The organism is Thioclava sp. JM3 (genome assembly GCF_002213185.1).
GTDB lineage: Bacteria > Pseudomonadota > Alphaproteobacteria > Rhodobacterales > Rhodobacteraceae > Thioclava > Thioclava nitratireducens.
The window spans coordinates 278,054-294,416 of sequence record NZ_NBOB01000003.1 but is presented as its reverse complement, the minus strand read 5'-3'; the positions used below and the strand labels follow the sequence as shown (position 1 = coordinate 294,416).

14 protein-coding genes are annotated in these 16,363 nt (G+C 66.1%); 7 read left to right on the top strand and 7 right to left on the bottom strand.

The genetic code is table 11. The features are described 5' to 3' along the window. Positions 1–51: 51 nt before the first annotated feature. Positions 52–804 (top strand): SDR family oxidoreductase, encoded by a 753-nt coding sequence (locus B6V73_RS07320; RefSeq protein ID WP_088724896.1) that lies wholly within the window; start codon positions 52–54, stop codon positions 802–804. Positions 805–1,035: 231 nt separating this feature from the next. On the opposite strand, the gene B6V73_RS07315 is transcribed toward B6V73_RS07320, so the two are convergent. The 3 genes from B6V73_RS07315 to B6V73_RS07305 form a co-directional block, all read right to left on the bottom strand. Further along, a complete protein-coding gene (locus B6V73_RS07315; RefSeq protein WP_206185568.1) occupies positions 1,036–2,160 on the bottom strand; it encodes a PQQ-dependent sugar dehydrogenase in 1,125 nt (374 codons plus the stop codon). A gap of 211 nt (positions 2,161–2,371) precedes the next feature. After that, positions 2,372–2,992, bottom strand: coding sequence for a DnaJ domain-containing protein (locus B6V73_RS07310; protein WP_075775588.1), 621 nt, complete (start codon positions 2,990–2,992; stop codon positions 2,372–2,374). A 259-nt stretch (positions 2,993–3,251) separates the two neighbouring features. Continuing rightward, a complete protein-coding gene (locus B6V73_RS07305) occupies positions 3,252–3,650 on the bottom strand; it encodes a DUF4177 domain-containing protein (protein ID WP_088724895.1) in 399 nt (132 codons plus the stop codon). A 175-nt stretch (positions 3,651–3,825) separates the two neighbouring features. Here B6V73_RS07305 and cobS point away from each other — a divergent pair, with 175 nt between their 5' ends. Beyond that, positions 3,826–4,797 (top strand): cobaltochelatase subunit CobS, encoded by a 972-nt coding sequence (gene cobS / locus B6V73_RS07300; RefSeq protein ID WP_075775590.1) that lies wholly within the window; start codon positions 3,826–3,828, stop codon positions 4,795–4,797. Beyond that, positions 4,794–5,381 carry a hypothetical protein gene (locus B6V73_RS07295; protein WP_168174874.1) on the top strand — a complete coding sequence of 196 codons (588 nt, stop codon included), beginning with the start codon at positions 4,794–4,796 and terminating at the stop codon, positions 5,379–5,381. Before cobS ends, B6V73_RS07295 begins: the two co-directional genes overlap by 4 nt. 107 nt (positions 5,382–5,488) lie before the next feature. On the opposite strand, the gene B6V73_RS07290 is transcribed toward B6V73_RS07295, so the two are convergent. After that, entirely contained in the window at positions 5,489–6,088 is a 600-nt protein-coding gene (locus tag B6V73_RS07290) for an NAD(P)H-dependent oxidoreductase (RefSeq protein ID WP_088724894.1), read from the bottom strand. A gap of 257 nt (positions 6,089–6,345) precedes the next feature. Between B6V73_RS07290 and cobT the strand changes: the two genes are divergently transcribed. Next, a complete protein-coding gene (cobT, locus tag B6V73_RS07285; protein ID WP_088724893.1) occupies positions 6,346–8,223 on the top strand; it encodes a cobaltochelatase subunit CobT in 1,878 nt (625 codons plus the stop codon). After that, a complete protein-coding gene (locus tag B6V73_RS07280) occupies positions 8,223–10,022 on the top strand; it encodes an aminopeptidase P family protein (protein WP_088724892.1) in 1,800 nt (599 codons plus the stop codon). The genes cobT and B6V73_RS07280 overlap by 1 nt, the downstream gene beginning before the upstream one ends. 133 nt (positions 10,023–10,155) lie before the next feature. Here the strand turns inward: B6V73_RS07280 and B6V73_RS07275 are convergent, their stop codons facing one another. Next, positions 10,156–11,328, bottom strand: a complete 1,173-nt coding sequence (locus B6V73_RS07275; protein ID WP_088724891.1) for an acetate/propionate family kinase — start codon at positions 11,326–11,328, stop codon at positions 10,156–10,158. Further along, positions 11,325–12,713 carry a bifunctional enoyl-CoA hydratase/phosphate acetyltransferase gene (locus B6V73_RS07270; protein WP_088724890.1) on the bottom strand — a complete coding sequence of 463 codons (1,389 nt, stop codon included), beginning with the start codon at positions 12,711–12,713 and terminating at the stop codon, positions 11,325–11,327. The genes B6V73_RS07275 and B6V73_RS07270 overlap by 4 nt, the downstream gene beginning before the upstream one ends. A gap of 178 nt (positions 12,714–12,891) precedes the next feature. Here B6V73_RS07270 and B6V73_RS07265 point away from each other — a divergent pair, with 178 nt between their 5' ends. Then, positions 12,892–14,268: an FAD-linked oxidase C-terminal domain-containing protein gene (locus B6V73_RS07265; RefSeq protein WP_088724889.1), complete on the top strand. Its 1,377-nt coding sequence runs from the start codon at positions 12,892–12,894 to the stop codon at positions 14,266–14,268. Continuing rightward, complete coding sequence (locus tag B6V73_RS07260) at positions 14,265–14,657, top strand: SgcJ/EcaC family oxidoreductase (RefSeq protein WP_075775597.1); 393 nt, start codon at positions 14,265–14,267, stop codon at positions 14,655–14,657. Before B6V73_RS07265 ends, B6V73_RS07260 begins: the two co-directional genes overlap by 4 nt. Positions 14,658–14,712: 55 nt before the next feature. Here B6V73_RS07260 and recN read toward each other — a convergent pair whose 3' ends face one another. Beyond that, positions 14,713–16,362, bottom strand: a complete 1,650-nt coding sequence (recN, locus tag B6V73_RS07255; RefSeq protein ID WP_088724888.1) for a DNA repair protein RecN — start codon at positions 16,360–16,362, stop codon at positions 14,713–14,715. Position 16,363 lies beyond the last annotated feature (1 nt).

Below are 16,363 nucleotides of genomic sequence, written 5' to 3'. Positions count from 1 at the left end.
GCCGCGCCGAGACGCGTGGCCCGACAGGCAGCAAGACAGGAAGGCCCCTTCATGACCAAGACCGCCCTCATCACCGGAGCCACCGCAGGGTTCGGCGACGCAATCGCCCGCCGTTTCGCCCATGAGGGCTGGAAGGTCATCGTGACCGGGCGCCGTCAGGAACGGCTCGACGCGCTGGTCGAGGCCCTCGGCGGACCGGAGGTGGCGCACCCTATGTGCTTCGACATTCGCGACGAGGCGGCGACGCGTGCAGCGCTCGAAAGCCTGCCCGAAGGTTTCGCGCAGATCGACGCGCTGATCAACAATGCGGGCCTCGCGCGCGGCACCGCGCCTGCGCAGGACTGCGATCTGGATGACTGGCGCGCGATGATCGACACCAATATCACCGGGCTCGCGGTGATGACGCGGCTCACGCTGGATCGGCTGATCGCGCGCCGCGGGCTGATCGTGAACCTCGCCTCGATCGCGGCGAACTGGCCCTATCCGGGCGGCAATGTCTATGGCGGCACGAAAGCCTTCGTGCAGCAGTTCTCGCTTGGGCTGCGCTCGGACCTGTCGGGCACTGGCGTGCGCGTGACCTCGATCGAGCCGGGCCTGTCGGAGAGCGAATTCACCCTCGTGCGCACCGGCGGCGACAAGGCAGCCTATGACAAGCTCTATGCCGGGGCCAATCCGCTGCAGCCCGAGGATATCGCCGAGAGCATCTACTGGGTCGCCACCCTGCCCGCGCATGTGAACATCAACTCGATCGAGATCATGCCGGTGAGCCAGAGCTGGGCGCCGTTCCAGATCCACCGCGAATAGTCCGAGGCAAGCCAATCGGAACGCGTGCTCGTGGGTATCTCCCTGTGCGGCGGCATCGTCTGGTGCTTCGATCTGGCGATGCGCCGGGGCGAGAATAAGATCGCGCCTCGGCTGGGCCGAATATAAGCCCGCAAACGGAAAGGCCGGGCACCCCTGCCCGACCTTCGCCAATTCCGGCCGCACCGCGCTCGGATGCGCGTACCGCCGTTTTCGGTCAAGCGCCGGGCAAGCTCATTTCGGCATCAGCCGGTAGACAGCGCCCTCGCCCGCGTCCTCGATGATCCAGACCTCGCCATTGGGCCCCACGGCCACGTCGCGCACGCGCATCTGCAGGTTCCAGCGCGCGATCTGGTCCGAGCCGTCGCCCGCCACCAGTGCCAGCCCCTGCCCGGCGAGCCCGCCGATCAGCATATCGCCTTGCCAGTCGGGAAAGTCGCGACCCTGATAGACCGCAAGCCCTGCCGGCGCTATCACCGGCGTCCACCAGAGCTTCGGCGCAGCGAATTCGGGCCGGGTGTCGTGATCCGGGATCGGCTGGCCGGAATAGTGTCGGCCGTTCGAGACCGCGTTCCAACCGTAATTCCTGCCCTTCTCGATCAGGTTCAGCTCGTCGCCGCCACGCGGGCCCATCTCGTGCTCCCAGAGCTTGCCGTCCGGCGTGAAAGCGAGGCCGTATTGGTTGCGGTGCCCTTCAGTCCACGTCTCGGCGCGCACACCGCCCGCCCCTTCATCGGGATTGCCGGGCGCGGGCTGACCTTCGCGGGTCAGGCGCAGGATTTTGCCGCGCGGGTTGCCCGGGTCCTGCGCGGTGTCGGGCTGCATCCGGTCGCCGACCGTGAGATAAACCATTCCGTCGGGCCCGAAGGCGACGATCCCGCCCGGCTGGCCACGCCCGCCCGGCGTCTGCTGCCAGATCGTCTTCAGCTGCGTGAGCTGGGTGCCATCCAGCACCCCACGCGCCAGATGCAGCGCGTTATCCGGCGCGACATAGGTGATATAGACCTCGCGCGTCTCAGCGAAATCGGGCGGCACCGCAACATCGAGCAGCCCGTTCTGGCCGCTATATTGCACCTCCGGCATGCCGGCCACCGCCTGCGCCCCGCCGCCCGTGACATGCCACATCTTGCCCGCCTTGCCGGTCACCAGCACCGATCCGTCGGGCAAGGGCGCGATCGCCCATGGGTTTTCCAGCAGCGCCACCGGCTTGAGGACGAAAGGAAGATCGCGGCTTATCGGCTTCTCGCCCACGTTCTGCGCGGCGGCAGGCGTGGCGAGGGGCGCAAGGCCGAGGCTCGAGAGGACGGGGATCGTCAGGGCGAGCGCCAGAGCGGCGGGCATACTCGGAAACGGGTTCATGAAGCACCTCCTCCCCTAGAGATGGGGCGGGGGCACGGAATGGGAAGGGCGCGCGATGGCAACGGGTGCGAGGGGCGCAGCCCCTCTGCCTGCGGCATTCACCCCGGGATATTTCGGCAAGCCCGAGGATTTGAGCGCGCCTCTTTGCCTCGGGTTTGCGAAAATATACCGGGGGACGCGCGCAGCGCGAGGGGGCAGAGCCCCCCTGCCGTCACTTGAAGTTGCGACTGTCCTTCAGCTGGTCCCAGGCCCAGACGACTTCCTGAAGCATCTCTTCCTGCGAGCGGTCGCCACCGTTCATATCCGGGTGCAGCACCTTGATCAGCGCCTTGTAGCACTTGCGGATCTCGGCCTTGGACATCGAGTCCTTCGCCTCGAGAATGTCGAGCGCGCGGCGTTCGGTCGGCGGCAGCTTGCGCCCCATCGTCCGGCCCGGGTTCTTCGTGGCGTTGTCGCCGAGGATCTCATGCGGGTCCGAGATGCCGTGACGCGCCCAGCCCGCCTCTTCCTTGGCCTTGCTGAAGGGCTTCGTGGGCCGCTCCCAGACGGTCGCATTGTCCAGGAAAGCCTGGAATTCCTCCTCGGACTGACCCTGGAAATAATTCCAGTTCAGATTGTACTCGCGGACGTGGTCCTTGCAGAACCAGTAGTAGTCGTCGAGGATTTTCGGGCTTTTCGGCGCACGGTACTTGCCCGGCTCGTTGCAGCCTTCCTTGTCGCAGATCCGGGTCGAGGTCTCGAAAGCCCCCGACATGCCGCGTCTGCCACGCGAGCGGCGCTTCTTGTCCGCCGCGGCCGAAATGTTGAAGCCGAAAGGATCGCTGTTGCTCATGCTTGCCTCTTGCCTGCTGCCCGAATGCCACTTCGGGGCGGCATTTGGGCCTGCCTCCGAGTCGGGTCACGCAGTCTACTGGAAATGACGGATGTTGAAAGGGGGTCGGGCGGAAATGGGGCCGCTAATTGCGCGGATCAAGGGCGAGCAAGGAGCGTCGCGACGGCAACGCGACTGGCGCGCCGGTGCGGGCGCGCGGCACGTTTCGGGTGGATTGGTCCGGTTCCAAGCCGCCCTACCTTCGCCCTGTCCGTAACGGTCAGTCCCCGTCGCCTGACGACCCGTCGCGGCTGGCGCGCAGTTTCGGCGCACGGCCCTCGGGCGCATCGGCGAGAAGCGCGCGGCGCTTGGCCTCGGGCGCGTCCTCGTCATTCGCCGCAGCCTCGGGGTCGGGATGTGCACCGATCGCCTGCGTCGGATCGGCGCTGGTCGGGCGGCGGAAGACCAGCAGGTTGTGATAGACCGTGGACTTACCCGTCAGGCCGGTGCGCTCTTCCGCAGGCAGGGTCTCTGCGCGCAGGTATTCCCAGCCGCGCGCCGCCATCTCGTTCATCACGCCGGAAAGCGCATGGGCGAAACGGTCGGCGCCGGATTTCAAGCCGCGCTCCTTGTCGCCGCGCGCGGGCGCCGGGATGACCTTGTATTCGTAATGCTGCATGATGCACCTCAAGCTTTCGCGTCTTTCTAGCGGATGCCGGGTCCGGGTCAACTCACTCCAAGCCACACTGGCGGGAACGGGCCGATAAAAGCCCCGCGCATCGCGCACGATCGCCCCCTTGCACGCCTGCGCGCGATGGTTCACAAATCGACCCAACCACGAAAGGACGTCCGCGATGCTCGACCAGACCGCCAAGCCCACCGAAGAAATCGACCTGCGCGAGGTGTTCGGCCTCGATTCCGACATGAAGGTCAAAGGGTTTGCAGAGCGCACCGACCGCGTGCCGGAGATCGACTCCACCTACAAATTCGACCCCGACACCACGATGGCGATCCTCGCAGGCTTTGCCTATAATCGCCGCGTGATGATCCAGGGTTATCACGGCACCGGGAAATCGACCCATATCGAACAGGTCGCCGCCCGCCTGAACTGGCCCTGTGTGCGCGTCAACCTCGACAGCCACGTCAGCCGGATCGACCTGATCGGCAAGGATGCGATCAAGCTGGTCGATGGCAAGCAGGTGACGGTGTTCCACGAGGGAATCCTGCCCTGGGCGCTGCGCAACCCGACCGCGATCGTCTTCGACGAATATGATGCGGGCCGCGCCGACGTGATGTTCGTGATCCAGCGGGTGCTGGAAGCCGACGGCAAGCTGACGCTGCTCGACCAGAACGAAGTGATCACGCCGAACCCCTATTTCCGTTTGTTCGCGACCTCGAACACGGTGGGTCTGGGCGACACGACGGGCCTCTACCACGGCACCCAGCAGATCAACCAGGGCCAGATGGACCGCTGGTCGCTGGTCTCGACGCTGAACTATCTCAGCCACGACGCCGAAGTCGCTATCGTTCTGTCGAAGAACCCGCAATACAACACGGCCGAGGGCCGCAAGGTGATCAGCCAGATGGTGACCGTGGCAGACCTGACGCGGACCGCCTTCATGAATGGCGATCTCTCGACGGTGATGTCGCCGCGCACGGTGATCGCCTGGGCCCAGAACGCGCGCATCTTCGACAATATCGGCTACGCGTTCCGCCTGAGCTTCCTCAACAAGTGCGACGAGCTGGAGCGTCAGACCGTGGCCGAGTTCTACCAGCGCCTCTTCGACGAGGAGCTGCCGGAATCGGCGGCGGCCATCGCCTCGTGATGCCGCGCCTCGCGATCCGGGGCGTGCTTCTCGCGGCGCTGCTGCCCTTCGCGGCGGCAGCCCAGGAGGCGCCCAAGGATGGCGAGATTTTCGCGGCGCTCACCGGCGATTGGAACGGCGACGGCACGCAGGATGCGGCGATGCTGGTGCAGAACGGTGCGGATGCAGCCGATCTGGTGGTCTATCTCGGCGATCCGACCTTCGGACTGAAGCGCGAGATGACGGTCGAGCGGGTTGTCTTCTCCGGTCAGGCAGGCGGCCAGACGCCATCTCTCGAGCCGCTTCCCAACGGCGCGTTCAGGCTGCATTCCGAGCAGATCGGCATCGGGCGCAACCCGTGGGAGAGCACCTATTCCATCGCGTGGCGCAATGGTGGTTTTGTCGTCTCGGGCTACAGCTACAGCTTCTACGACCGGATCGATAACGAGAATACCGGCACCTGCGACGTCAACCTGCTCAATGGGGATTACGTCATGACACGGCGCGGGCAGGAGGCGAAAGGCTCGCAGGATCGTCGCGCCTTCCCGCTGAGTACGCTGCGCGCGGACTGGATGCCGATGATCTGCTCGGGGCTTTTCCAGTAACCGCTCGCGCTGCGACCTCTTCGCGAGGAGCAGCGCAAAAAAGCCCGGCACAAAGGCCGGGCTGGTACTCGTTACTCAACTAACTACGAAAAACAGGCGGGGTCGGATCACGCGGCCTGACGGTTTTCTGCTTCGCTCTTGGCAAGTTTCGCCGCCTGACCCCAGAAGGCCATGTCGTCGAGCAGCGTTTTCGCCGGACCGTCGAGATGGTCGCCCAGTTCCGCGATCGGCGTGCCCTGCGAGGCCTTCACGAAATCAGCACCGCCAATGCTGACCGCACCCGCGACGGGGACCATGCCGAAATTGATCGCGACGAGGCGCAGATGCTCGACCGCGCGGGCCGCGCCCACGCCGCCATAGCCGGCGGTGCCCAGCGGCTTGCGGCGCCAGCCCTCGAACGCGTAGTCGAAAGCGTTCTTGATCGTCGCGGGAATTGAGTGGTTATACTCCGCCGTCACCACGATGAACCCGTCGAATTCCTTGAGCTTTTCGCCCCAAGCGCGCGCGTTCTCGCTGGTCACGGGTTTCGCGGCGGGCGGGCCTGCCTCGTCGAAGAAGGGCAGCGCGGCTTCGCGCAGATCCAGAACCTCGTAGCGCATGTCGTCGCGCGCAGCGATCTTGGTCTCGAACCATTCGAGCGCGCGGTCGGCGAAGCGACCTTCGCGGGTCGTGCCGACGATAAGGCCGATATTCAGGGTCTCGCTCATGTCGAACTCCTTTCCGGTATGTCGCACGGGAAGGCCCTCGGGTGAGGAAGGGCCACGGGGGGGAGACGTGCTGTCCGTGTTGCGAGTTAACCTAAGACGTAATCGCCCGCTTCCAACCGGGAGTTATGTGCGGATGCGAACGAGTGTCGCGCGTCAAATGCGGGAACCGCGCCGGCGGCGCTGCCCGTCTGCGCCGCATCGCCCGCTTACGCGATCGGCTCTTGCGGGTCGGCGCGCGCGGTGCTTTATCTGAGGCCATGAGCAAGCCTTCCGACAACCCCGCGGATCCCTTCAAAAAGGCGCTGGCCGAAGCCACCAAGACGATGGCCGACGCGCCCGACATGACGGTGAGCTACACGGTCGATCCTTCGGGAATGACCGCCGATACGATACGCCTGCCGCAGGTTTCGCGCCGGATGAGCCGCGACGAGGTTCTGCTGGCGCGCGGCACGGCCGATGCGATGGCGATGCGCCGCCGTCACCACGACGCCAAGATCGACAGCCGTTACGCCCCGTCGGGCGAGTTGGCGAGCGCGATCTACGAGGCAATGGAGACCGCGCGCTGTGAGGCGCTGGGCGCGCGCGACATGCCGGGCACCCTGTCGAATATCGACGCCAAGATCGCCCATGAGGCAGAGCGCAAGGGCTACGCCCAGATTCGCGCTCCCGAGGAAGCGCCGCTCTCGGTCGCCGCGGGGTATTTCGTGCGCGAACTGGCAACCGGCCGGAAATTGCCGCCCGGCGCGGATAACGTGCTCGATCTGTGGCGCCCCTTCATCGAGCAATCGGCGGGCGACGATCTGGAAAACGTCAAACACGTCCTTGCCGATCAGGCCGCCTTTGCGCGCCTCACCCGCAAGGTGATCGCCGATCTCGGTTATGCCGATCAGTTGGGCGACGATCCCGACGAGGAGATGGGCGACGACGCCGAGGACGAGCAGGAAGAGAACGCCGACGAGGAACAGGGCGAAGAGCAGGCCCGCGACGAGCAGGAAGACGACGACGCCGAGGCCTCGCCCGAATCCAGCCAGGAAGCGCAGGACGACCAGACCCAGACCTCCGTCAGCTCCGACGATCTCGCCGATCAGGAAATGAGCGACGAGATGGATATGCCGCAGGCCGATGCGCCGCTGGAACCGCCGCCGCCCCCGCCGCATTCGCAGGCCGACCCGAATTACGTGGTCTACACGACCGAATTCGACGAGGAGATCGCCGCCGAGGACTTGGCCGAACCGGCCGAGCTGGAGCGTCTGCGCCTCTATCTCGATCAGCAGCTGGACCCGCTGAAAGGGGCTGTCTCGCGGCTCGCCAACAAGCTGCAGCGCCGCCTGCAGGCGCAGCAGAACCGTGCGTGGGAATTCGACCGCGAGGAAGGTATGCTCGATGCGGGCCGCCTGGCCCGTGTCGTCGCGAACCCGACCACGCCGCTCAGCTTCAAGGTCGAGAAGGACACCGAGTTCCGCGACACCGTGGTGACGCTACTGCTGGATAATTCCGGCTCGATGCGCGGTCGCCCGATCTCGATCGCGGCGATCTGCGCCGACGTGCTCGCCCGCACGCTGGAGCGCTGCGACGTGAAGGTCGAGATCCTCGGCTTCACCACCCGCGCCTGGAAAGGCGGGCAATCGCGCGAGAAATGGCTTGCAGATGGCCGCCCGCAAAGCCCCGGACGCCTCAACGACCTGCGCCACATCATCTACAAGCGGGCCGATGCGCCGATGCGCCGGACGCGGGCCAATCTGGGCCTGATGATGAAGGAAGGTCTGCTGAAGGAGAACATCGACGGCGAGGCGCTGGAATGGGCGCATCGCCGGATGCTCGCCCGGACCGAGCAGCGCAAGATCCTGATGGTGATCTCGGACGGTGCACCGGTGGACGACTCGACGCTGTCGGTGAACCCCGCGATCTATCTGGAGAAACACCTGCGCGACGTGATCGCCATGGTGGAGCGCCGCCGCGCGGTGGAGCTGATCGCCATCGGCATCGGCCATGACGTGACGCGCTATTACCAGCACGCGGTGACGATCACCGATGTGGAGCAACTGGCGGGCGCCATGACCGAACAGCTCGCCTCCCTCTTCGACAGCGATCCGCGGGCCCGCGCCCGCTTCCTCGGGATCAAGAAGGCTATCTGATGTTTCAGGATTTCTCGGTGCAATCGCGCCCCGAACTGGGCCCGCCCCGGCTGGCGGCGCTGCGCGAAGCCATGTCAGCCGCCGGGCTCGACGGCTTCATCATTCCTCGGGCCGACGCACATCAGGGCGAATACGTCGCGCCTTGCGATGCGCGTCTGGCTTGGCTGACCGGCTTCACCGGCTCGGCGGGCTTCTGCATCGCGCTGCCCGAGATCGCAGGCGTCTTCGTCGATGGCCGCTACCGGGTGCAGGTACGCGCCGAGGTCTCGCTCGACCACTTCACGCCGGTGAGCTGGCCCGAGGTGAAACCAGCCGACTGGTTGACGGAAAACGCCCATGCAGGCGCCAAGATCGGCTTCGACCCGTGGCTGCACACCAAATCCGAGATCGCGAAGATCCGCGAGGGGCTTGAAGGCACCGGCATCGCGCTGATCGAGAGCGAGAACCTCGTGGACCGCGTCTGGGACGACCGCCCTGCCCCGCCCGCCGAGCCCGCCCGCATCCATCCGGCGGAATTCGCAGGCGAGACTGCGGCGGAGAAACGCACGCGTCTGGCCGAAGACCTGCGCGAAGAGGATATCGCGGCCGCCGTGCTCACCCTGCCGGATTCGATCTGCTGGCTGCTGAACATTCGCGGCGCGGATATCCCCCGCAACCCGGTGGTTCAGTCCTTCGCGGTACTCTTCGACGACGGCACGGTGAAGCTCTTCGCCGATGACGCGAAATTCGACGCCGATCTGCGCGCCCATCTGGGCGACGGGGTCTCGATCCTGCCGCCCGACAGCCTGACCGCCGCGCTGGAAGCGATCGAAGGCCCGGTGCTGGTCGACCCCGACAGCGCGCCGCTCGCTGTCTCTCTGCTGCTGGCCGATCACGACACCAAGATCGTTGAGGCGCGCGATCCCTGCATTCTGCCGAAAGCGCGCAAGAACGCAGCCGAAATCGCGGGCATGGAAGCCGCCCATCTGCGCGACGCCACCGCGATGGTCGAATTCCTCAGCTGGCTCGACGCGGAGGCCCCGAAAGGCCAGCTGACCGAGATCGACGTGGTCACCGCCCTCGAGGGCTTCCGCCGCGATACCAATGCGCTGCTCGACATCTCCTTCGAGACGATCTGCGGCGCGGGCGGCAATGGCGCGATCGTCCATTACCGCGTGAACGAGGACACCAACCGCCCCGTGAAACCGGGTGAGTTGCTGCTGGTGGATTCGGGCGGGCAATATGTCGACGGCACCACCGACATCACCCGCACCGTCGCCGTGGGCGATGTACCGGAAGACGCCAAACGTCCCTTCACCCGGGTGTTGCAGGGCATGATCGCACTGTCGCGTACGCGCTTCCCGCGCAGCGTGGCGGGGGCCCATCTCGATGCGCTCGCCCGTGCGCCCCTGTGGGCCGAGGGCTGGGATTACGATCACGGCACAGGCCACGGCGTCGGCGCTGCGCTTTGCGTGCACGAAGGCCCCGCGCGGATCTCGCGCGTCTCGACCCTGCCGCTCGAACCCGGAATGATCCTGTCGAACGAACCGGGCTATTACCGCGAAGGCGCATTCGGCATCCGGATCGAGAACCTGATCCTCACCGAAGAGGCCGAGGCCAAGGGCGACAACCGCGACCAGCTCTCTTTCTCGACGCTGACCTGGGTGCCGATCGACCGCCGCCTGATCGACATCGATCTGCTCGGCCCCGAGGAGCGCGACTGGCTCAACGCCTATCACGCCGAGGTTCTGGAGCGTATCGGGCCCAAGGTCAGCGAGGGCGCCAAGGCGTGGCTGCAAACCGCCTGCGCGCCGATCTGAGGCTGCGCGCACAGTATGCCGGGGATGCCTCCGGCGGGGATATTTTTACCAAGCCGAAAAGCTGGGTCCCCTCTTTCGTATTGGTCTAAATATCCCCCGCGGAGCGTCCCGCAGGGGCCGCATGCGCCGTCGTCTAAAGGTCGAGTACCGCCTTCGCCGCCCGCGCGATGACGATTTCCTCGTTGGTCGGGATCACGAGAACCCGAACCGCGCCCGCCCCGATCTCGCGCGCATTTTCGGCATTGGCGTCGGCATTGACCGCGACCCCGAGGAAGCCCAGCCCCCCGCAGGCCTGCGCGCGCACGCGCGCCGAGTTCTCCCCGATCCCGCCGGTAAAGACGATCCCGTCCAAGCCGCCCATCGCCGCCGCCATCGCGCCGATCTGACGCTTGATGCGGAAGCAGAAATAGTCGATCGCCTCTTTTGCCTTGGGATCGTCCGAGGCCTCGAGCGTGCGCATGTCGTTGGAAATGCCGGACATGCCCAATAGGCCCGATTCCTTGTAGAGCAGCGTCGAAATCTCGGACGGGCTCATCCCCTCCTGATCCATCATGTAGAGCAGGATGCCGGGGTCCAGTTCGCCCGGGCGTGTGCCCATCGGCAGGCCTTCCAGCGCGGAGAACCCCATTGTCGAGGCGACGGACTGGCCGTTCTCGATCGCGCACATCGACGCACCCGAGCCTAAATGCGCCACGATCATCCGCCCCTTGTGCAACTCGGGCTCGGTCCGCGTCAGTTCGCCATTGATGAAATCATAGCTCAGCCCGTGGAAGCCGTAGCGGCGCACCCCCTGCTCGTAATAGCGGCGCGGCAGCGCGAATGTGTCGCTGACGAAGGGATGGCCGCGATGAAAGGCGGTGTCGTAGCAGGCGACCTGCGGCGTGCCGGGGAAGGTATCGACCGCGGCACGGACACCGGCGAGGTTATGTGGCTGGTGCAGCGGCGCGAACGGGGCGAGCTTGGCCAATTCCGCCATGAGCGGCTCGGACAGGGGTTCCGGCGCGGCGTGGTCGATCCCGCCATGCACGATCCGGTGGCCGACCGCGATCACTTCCAGCCCGGGAAAGGCCGACTGGAAGGCCGCAAGCGCAGTGTGTAGCGCCGCCGCATTGGTGACGAAGTCATCTGGCGCGGAGGCGGGCAGCGGCAGTGGCGATCCATCGGGTCCGCCGAGTTTCATCGCCGCCTCGCGCCGTCCGATCCGGTCGACATGGCCAAGCGCGAGCGTCTCGAGGTCTTCCGAGAACAGCCCCAGCTTCAGCGAGGACGAGCCGGAGTTCAGTGTCAGGATCGCACGGGTGCTCATGCGCGGCCCCCGCAGGTGCGGTGGTAGTGGATCGAGGCCACGGCGGCAGAGGCCAGCCGCGCCATCCCGCTATCGGAGCGCGAGTTCAGGATCACCGGCACCTTCGCGCCCAGCATCAGCCCCGCCCCTTCCGCGTGGGAGATGTAAGCGAGCTGCTTGGCCAGCATATTCGCGGAGTCGATCCCGGGTGCGACCAGCACCTCGGCCCGGCCCGCCACGGCGGAACGGATGCCCTTCGTGCGCGCGGCGGCCAGATCGACGGCATTGTCCATCGCGAGCGGGCCATCGACCTCGCCGCCGATTATCTGCCCACGTTCGGCCATTTTCGACAGCAGCGCCGCATCGAGGGACGACGGGATCGCGGGCGTCACGGTCTCGACTGCAGACAGCACGCCCACTTTCGGCACCTCGATCCCGATCGAGATCGCCACGTCGATCGCGTTTTGCACGATATGCACCTTGGTCTCGAGATCCGGCGCGATATTGATCGCGGCATCGGTAACGATCAGCGGATGCACAACGCCCGGCACATCCATGACGAAGACATGGGTGAAGCGCTTGCCGATCCGCAGCCCGGTATTCTTGTCGAGCATCGGCTTCAAGAGCGCATCGGTATGCAGATGGCCCTTCATCACCGCGCCGGCGCGCCCCTCGTTGACCAGCTGCACCGCCATGCGCGCGGCATCGCGGGCGGTCTCGGCGGGCAGGATCTCGAACTTGGTCACGTCGCGGCCGAGCTCTTTCGCGACCGACATGATCTTTTCGGGATGGCCGATCAGCAGCGGCTCGATAAGGTGATGCTCGGCGGCGAGGAGCGCACCGTCGAGCGACACCGGCTCTTCGGGGCAGACGACGGCGGTGACCAGATCGGGCAGCGGCTCGGCCTTCTCCAGCAGTTTCTCGAAATGGCGATGGCGCTGCGAGATCAGGCCGGGCACTTCGAGCGCATCGAATTTCAGGTGTTTCTGCGGGGCATGGACCTCGGCCTCGCCCTCGACGATCAGCGCGTCATCGCCCACACGGCGCACTTCCGTCTTCATCCGCAGCAGCTCGCCGGGCAGCTTCTCGAGAACCTCGACGCGGGCGCAGAGCTCTTGACCCGCCATCGCGTGATCATGGAAGCGCAGGCTTTGCGCGCGGTAGAGCGTCCCCGGCCCCGGCAGCAGGTTGCCCAGCACGGCGGTGATCAGAGAGGCCACGAACATGCCCGGCGCGTAGGCCTCCTTCTGGCCATCGCCATCGCCATCCTCGTCTTCGAGATGGACCGGGTTGTGATTGCCGGAGGCGGCGGCGAAAACGTAGAAATCGTCGGCAGTGCATAGCCGCTTCAATTCGGCTGACTGGCCGACCTCGATCTCGTCCCATTTCCGGCTCTCGAACATCATTGGCGCGCTCCTTCTTTTTCCTGCACTGCAAGTCTGCGAGACCTGCACGCTGCTGCCTAGGCAAAGATTCGCGACAAATCCTTGATCCGAGACAAAAACCGCCGACAATCCGCTGAAACCCTTTCACTCCCGCGCGGCTGAGCCTAAACCTTTGGCAGCAAGACATGGGAGGCGTTGCATGGCACTGGCAGAGGCGCTGGCGGAACTCGAAACTTTGCTGGGCGACCGGCTCGATACCTCGAAAGGCGCGCGCGACCAACATGGCCGCAACGAGACGTGGTTTCCCTTCTCACCCCCCGATGCCGTGGCTTATCCGACCAGCACCGAAGAGGTCAGCCAGATCGTGAAGATCTGCGCCGCGCATGACGTGCCGATCACGCCCTACGGCACGGGCACCTCGCTGGAGGGACACGCCGTGCCGGTGCGCGGCGGGGTCAGCCTTGACCTGATGAAGATGGACCGAGTGGTGGAGGTTCTGGCCGAGGATATGCAGGTCCGCGTCCAGCCCGGCGTGACTCGCGTGGCGCTGAACGAGGATCTGCGCGCGACGGGGCTGTTCTTCCCGGTCGATCCGGGCGCGAATGCCTCGCTTGGCGGCATGGCGGCGACCCGGGCGAGCGGGACGACGACGGTGGGCTATGGCTCGATGCGCGAAAATGTGGCGGCGCTGGAAGTGGTGCTGGCCGACGGGCGCATCATCCGGACCGGCAGCCGCGCGAAGAAATCCTCCGCCGGATATGACCTGACCGCGCTGATGCTGGGTTCGGAAGGCACGCTCGGAATCATCACCGAATTGACGTTGCGCCTGCATGGCCAGCCCGAGGCTATCTCCTCTGCGGTCTGCGCCTTCGATACGCTGGAAGCGGCGGTCGAGACGGTGCAGATGACGATCCAGATGGGCATCCCGATGGCGCGGATCGAATTCGTCGACGACCTCACCGCGCAGATCTTCAACGAGGCCAACGGCACCGATTTCCCCGCGAAACCGCATCTGATGATCGAGTTTCACGGCTCGGAAAGCGGTGTGGCCGAGGCCTCCGAGCGGTTCGGCGAAGTCGTGGCCGAGATGGGCGGCGCAGATTTCCAATGGGCGACGACGACCGAGGACCGCAATAAGCTGTGGAAGATGCGTCACGGCGCCTACCCCGCCACGATCGCGCATCGCCCCGGCTGCATGGGACTGGTGACCGATATCTGCGTGCCGATCTCGCGGCTGGCAGAGGCCGTGGCCGCGACCAAGCGCGACATCATCGAGGCCGGGCTGATCGGTCCCGTTGTGGGCCATGTCGGCGACGGGAATTTCCACTCTGTCCTGCTGCTCGATCCCGAGGATAAGGACGAGTTCAAACGCGCAAAGAAAGTGGCCGCGAAGATGGCCGAACGCGCGCTCGAGATGCAGGGCACCGTCACTGGCGAGCACGGCATCGGCATGGGCAAGACGGGCTACATGCGCGACGAGCATGGCGCGGGCTGGGACGTGATGGGCCAGATCAAACGCGCGCTCGACCCGCAGAACATTCTCAATCCCGGTAAACTGGTGGAGCAGGACGAATGAGCTTCGAGACCCCGGACGCGCTGCCCCGCGCCTTCGCAAAAGCCTGGGGCGCGCGCGATGCGCAGGCGCTTGCGGGATTCTTCGCGGAAGATGCCGATTTCATCTCGCTGACGGGTGGAGTCGCCTCCGGTCGCACCCAGATCGCGGAGTTGTTCGCAGGCGAACTCGCCGGCGCCTTCTCGCGCGCGCGGCTGGTGACCGGCAAGGCCAAATCGCGCCCTGTCGGCGCCGAGGCAGCGGTCGTACTGCAGCGCTTCGTCCTGACCGGGATCATCACCGAGAACGGCGCCGATGCCGGCCGCATCGGCTGCACGCTGGCCGCAACGCTGGAACTGACGCCGAATGGCTGGCAAATCGTCGCCGCGCAGTTCGTCGTGGAGGCGGGGTAAGCCTCGCTCCGACCGAATATCCGATAGACTTGGAGTGAGCGGAAGCGGCGCTCCCCTACCCCTTCAGCAGGTCCAGCGCCGCAGCCTTCGCGGCGTCGGTGACTTCTGCACCGGCGATCATCCGGGCGATCTCGTCGGTGCGCTCTGCTGTGGCCAGCGCGCGGACCTCGGACGTGGTCATGCCGTCAGTCACCGATTTCGCGACGCGGAAATGGGTGGCGCCACGGGCGGCGACCTGCGGAGAGTGGGTGACGACGAGGACTTGCGCCCCTTCGGCCAGCTTTGCGAGGCGGCGCCCCACGGCATCGGCGGTGGCTCCGCCCACGCCGCGGTCGATCTCGTCAAAGATCAGGGTCAGCGTATCGGTGCCGCGCGCGAGCACGACTTTCAGCGCCAGCAGGAAGCGCGACAATTCGCCCCCCGAGGCGATCTTGTTGAGCGGGCCCGCCGGCGCGCCGGGGTTGGTGGCGACGGTGAAGCGCACGGTATCGATGCCTTCCGGCCCGGGCTCGCCCTCGGACAGGCGCGTCTCGAACACGGCGCGGTCCATCTTCAGCGGAGCCAACTCGCCCGCCATCGCGGCATCGAGCTGCCCCGCAGCCTCGGCGCGCGCCAGCGACAGGGCCACGGCGGCCTTGTCATAGGTTGCACCGGCTTTCGCGAGGTCGGCTTCTAGCGCACCGATCCCCTCCTCGCCCGCGTCCAGCGCAGCAAGCTTCTCGCGCAGGCCTTCGGCGAAATCGGCCAGTTCATCGGCCAGCACGCCATGCTTGCGGGCCAAACCGCGGATCGCGAACAGACGTTCCTCGCAGGCCTCCAAGGCATGCGGGTCGAAATCGAGCGCATCAAGCGCGGTCTCCACGCCTTGGGCTGCCTCGCCCAATTCGAGGAACGCGCGCTCCAAGGCCTCCAGCGGCGCGTCGAGGCGCCCTTCGGCCCGGTCCGCAGCGCCCTGCAGCCAGCGATCGGCGTCACGCATCATCCCCTCCGCCCCTTCCGGGCCCAGAGCGGCAAAGGCGCGGGACACATCTTCGCGGATTTTTGCGGCGCCCTGCATCAGGCGGCGCTGACCGTCGAGTTCGGCTTCCTCTCCGGGCTTGGGATCGAGCGAGTCGAATTCCTTCACGGCGTGGCGCAGGAATTCCTCTTCCTCTTTCACGGCCGCAAGTGAGCTACGCGCCGCCTCAAGCTTGCGCGCCGCAGCTGCGCGCGCTTTCCAGGCGGAGCGGGTAGCCTCCAGCAGCTCGGAATGGCCCGCGAAGGCATCGAGCAGCGCGCGGTGGCCGCGTTCGTTCAACAAGCCGCCATCGTCGGATTGACCGTGCAGTTCCACCAGCGAGGCAGAGACTTGCCGCAGCACGTCGCCGCTCGCCCGGCGGTCGTTGATCCACGCGGTCTTGCGCCCGTCGCGCGCATTCACCCGACGCAGGATCAACTCGTCAGTCACGGGAATACCGGCCTCGGCCAGCACGTCGCGCGCGGGGTGATCGGAGGGCAGTTCGAACACCGCTGTCACCTCGCCCTGATCGGCGCCCCGACGCACGAGTTCCGCGCGCCCGCGCCAGCCAAGGACGAAGCCCAGGCAATCGAGCAGGATCGACTTGCCCGCCCCGGTCTCGCCGGTCAGCACGTTGAGGCCGGGACCGAAGTCCAGCTCGAGCCTCTCGATAATCAGAATGTCGCGGATATCCAGCGAATGAAGCATG

Bases quoted from the DNA above. Each gene is read 5' to 3' on its own strand.
- B6V73_RS07265 (WP_088724889.1), top strand. From the start codon at position 12,892: ATGGCACTGGCAGAGGCGCTGGCGGAACTCGAAACTTTGCTGGGCGAC.
- recN (WP_088724888.1), bottom strand. From the start codon at position 16,362: ATGCTTCATTCGCTGGATATCCGCGACATTCTGATTATCGAGAGGCTC.
- B6V73_RS07320 (WP_088724896.1), top strand. From the start codon at position 52: ATGACCAAGACCGCCCTCATCACCGGAGCCACCGCAGGGTTCGGCGAC.
- B6V73_RS07305 (WP_088724895.1), bottom strand. From the start codon at position 3,650: ATGCAGCATTACGAATACAAGGTCATCCCGGCGCCCGCGCGCGGCGAC.
- cobS (WP_075775590.1), top strand. From the start codon at position 3,826: ATGCTCGACCAGACCGCCAAGCCCACCGAAGAAATCGACCTGCGCGAG.
- B6V73_RS07260 (WP_075775597.1), top strand. From the start codon at position 14,265: ATGAGCTTCGAGACCCCGGACGCGCTGCCCCGCGCCTTCGCAAAAGCC.
- B6V73_RS07270 (WP_088724890.1), bottom strand. From the start codon at position 12,713: ATGATGTTCGAGAGCCGGAAATGGGACGAGATCGAGGTCGGCCAGTCA.
- B6V73_RS07275 (WP_088724891.1), bottom strand. From the start codon at position 11,328: ATGAGCACCCGTGCGATCCTGACACTGAACTCCGGCTCGTCCTCGCTG.
- B6V73_RS07290 (WP_088724894.1), bottom strand. From the start codon at position 6,088: ATGAGCGAGACCCTGAATATCGGCCTTATCGTCGGCACGACCCGCGAA.
- B6V73_RS07315 (WP_206185568.1), bottom strand. From the start codon at position 2,160: ATGAACCCGTTTCCGAGTATGCCCGCCGCTCTGGCGCTCGCCCTGACG.
- cobT (WP_088724893.1), top strand. From the start codon at position 6,346: ATGAGCAAGCCTTCCGACAACCCCGCGGATCCCTTCAAAAAGGCGCTG.
- B6V73_RS07280 (WP_088724892.1), top strand. From the start codon at position 8,223: ATGTTTCAGGATTTCTCGGTGCAATCGCGCCCCGAACTGGGCCCGCCC.
- B6V73_RS07310 (WP_075775588.1), bottom strand. From the start codon at position 2,992: ATGAGCAACAGCGATCCTTTCGGCTTCAACATTTCGGCCGCGGCGGAC.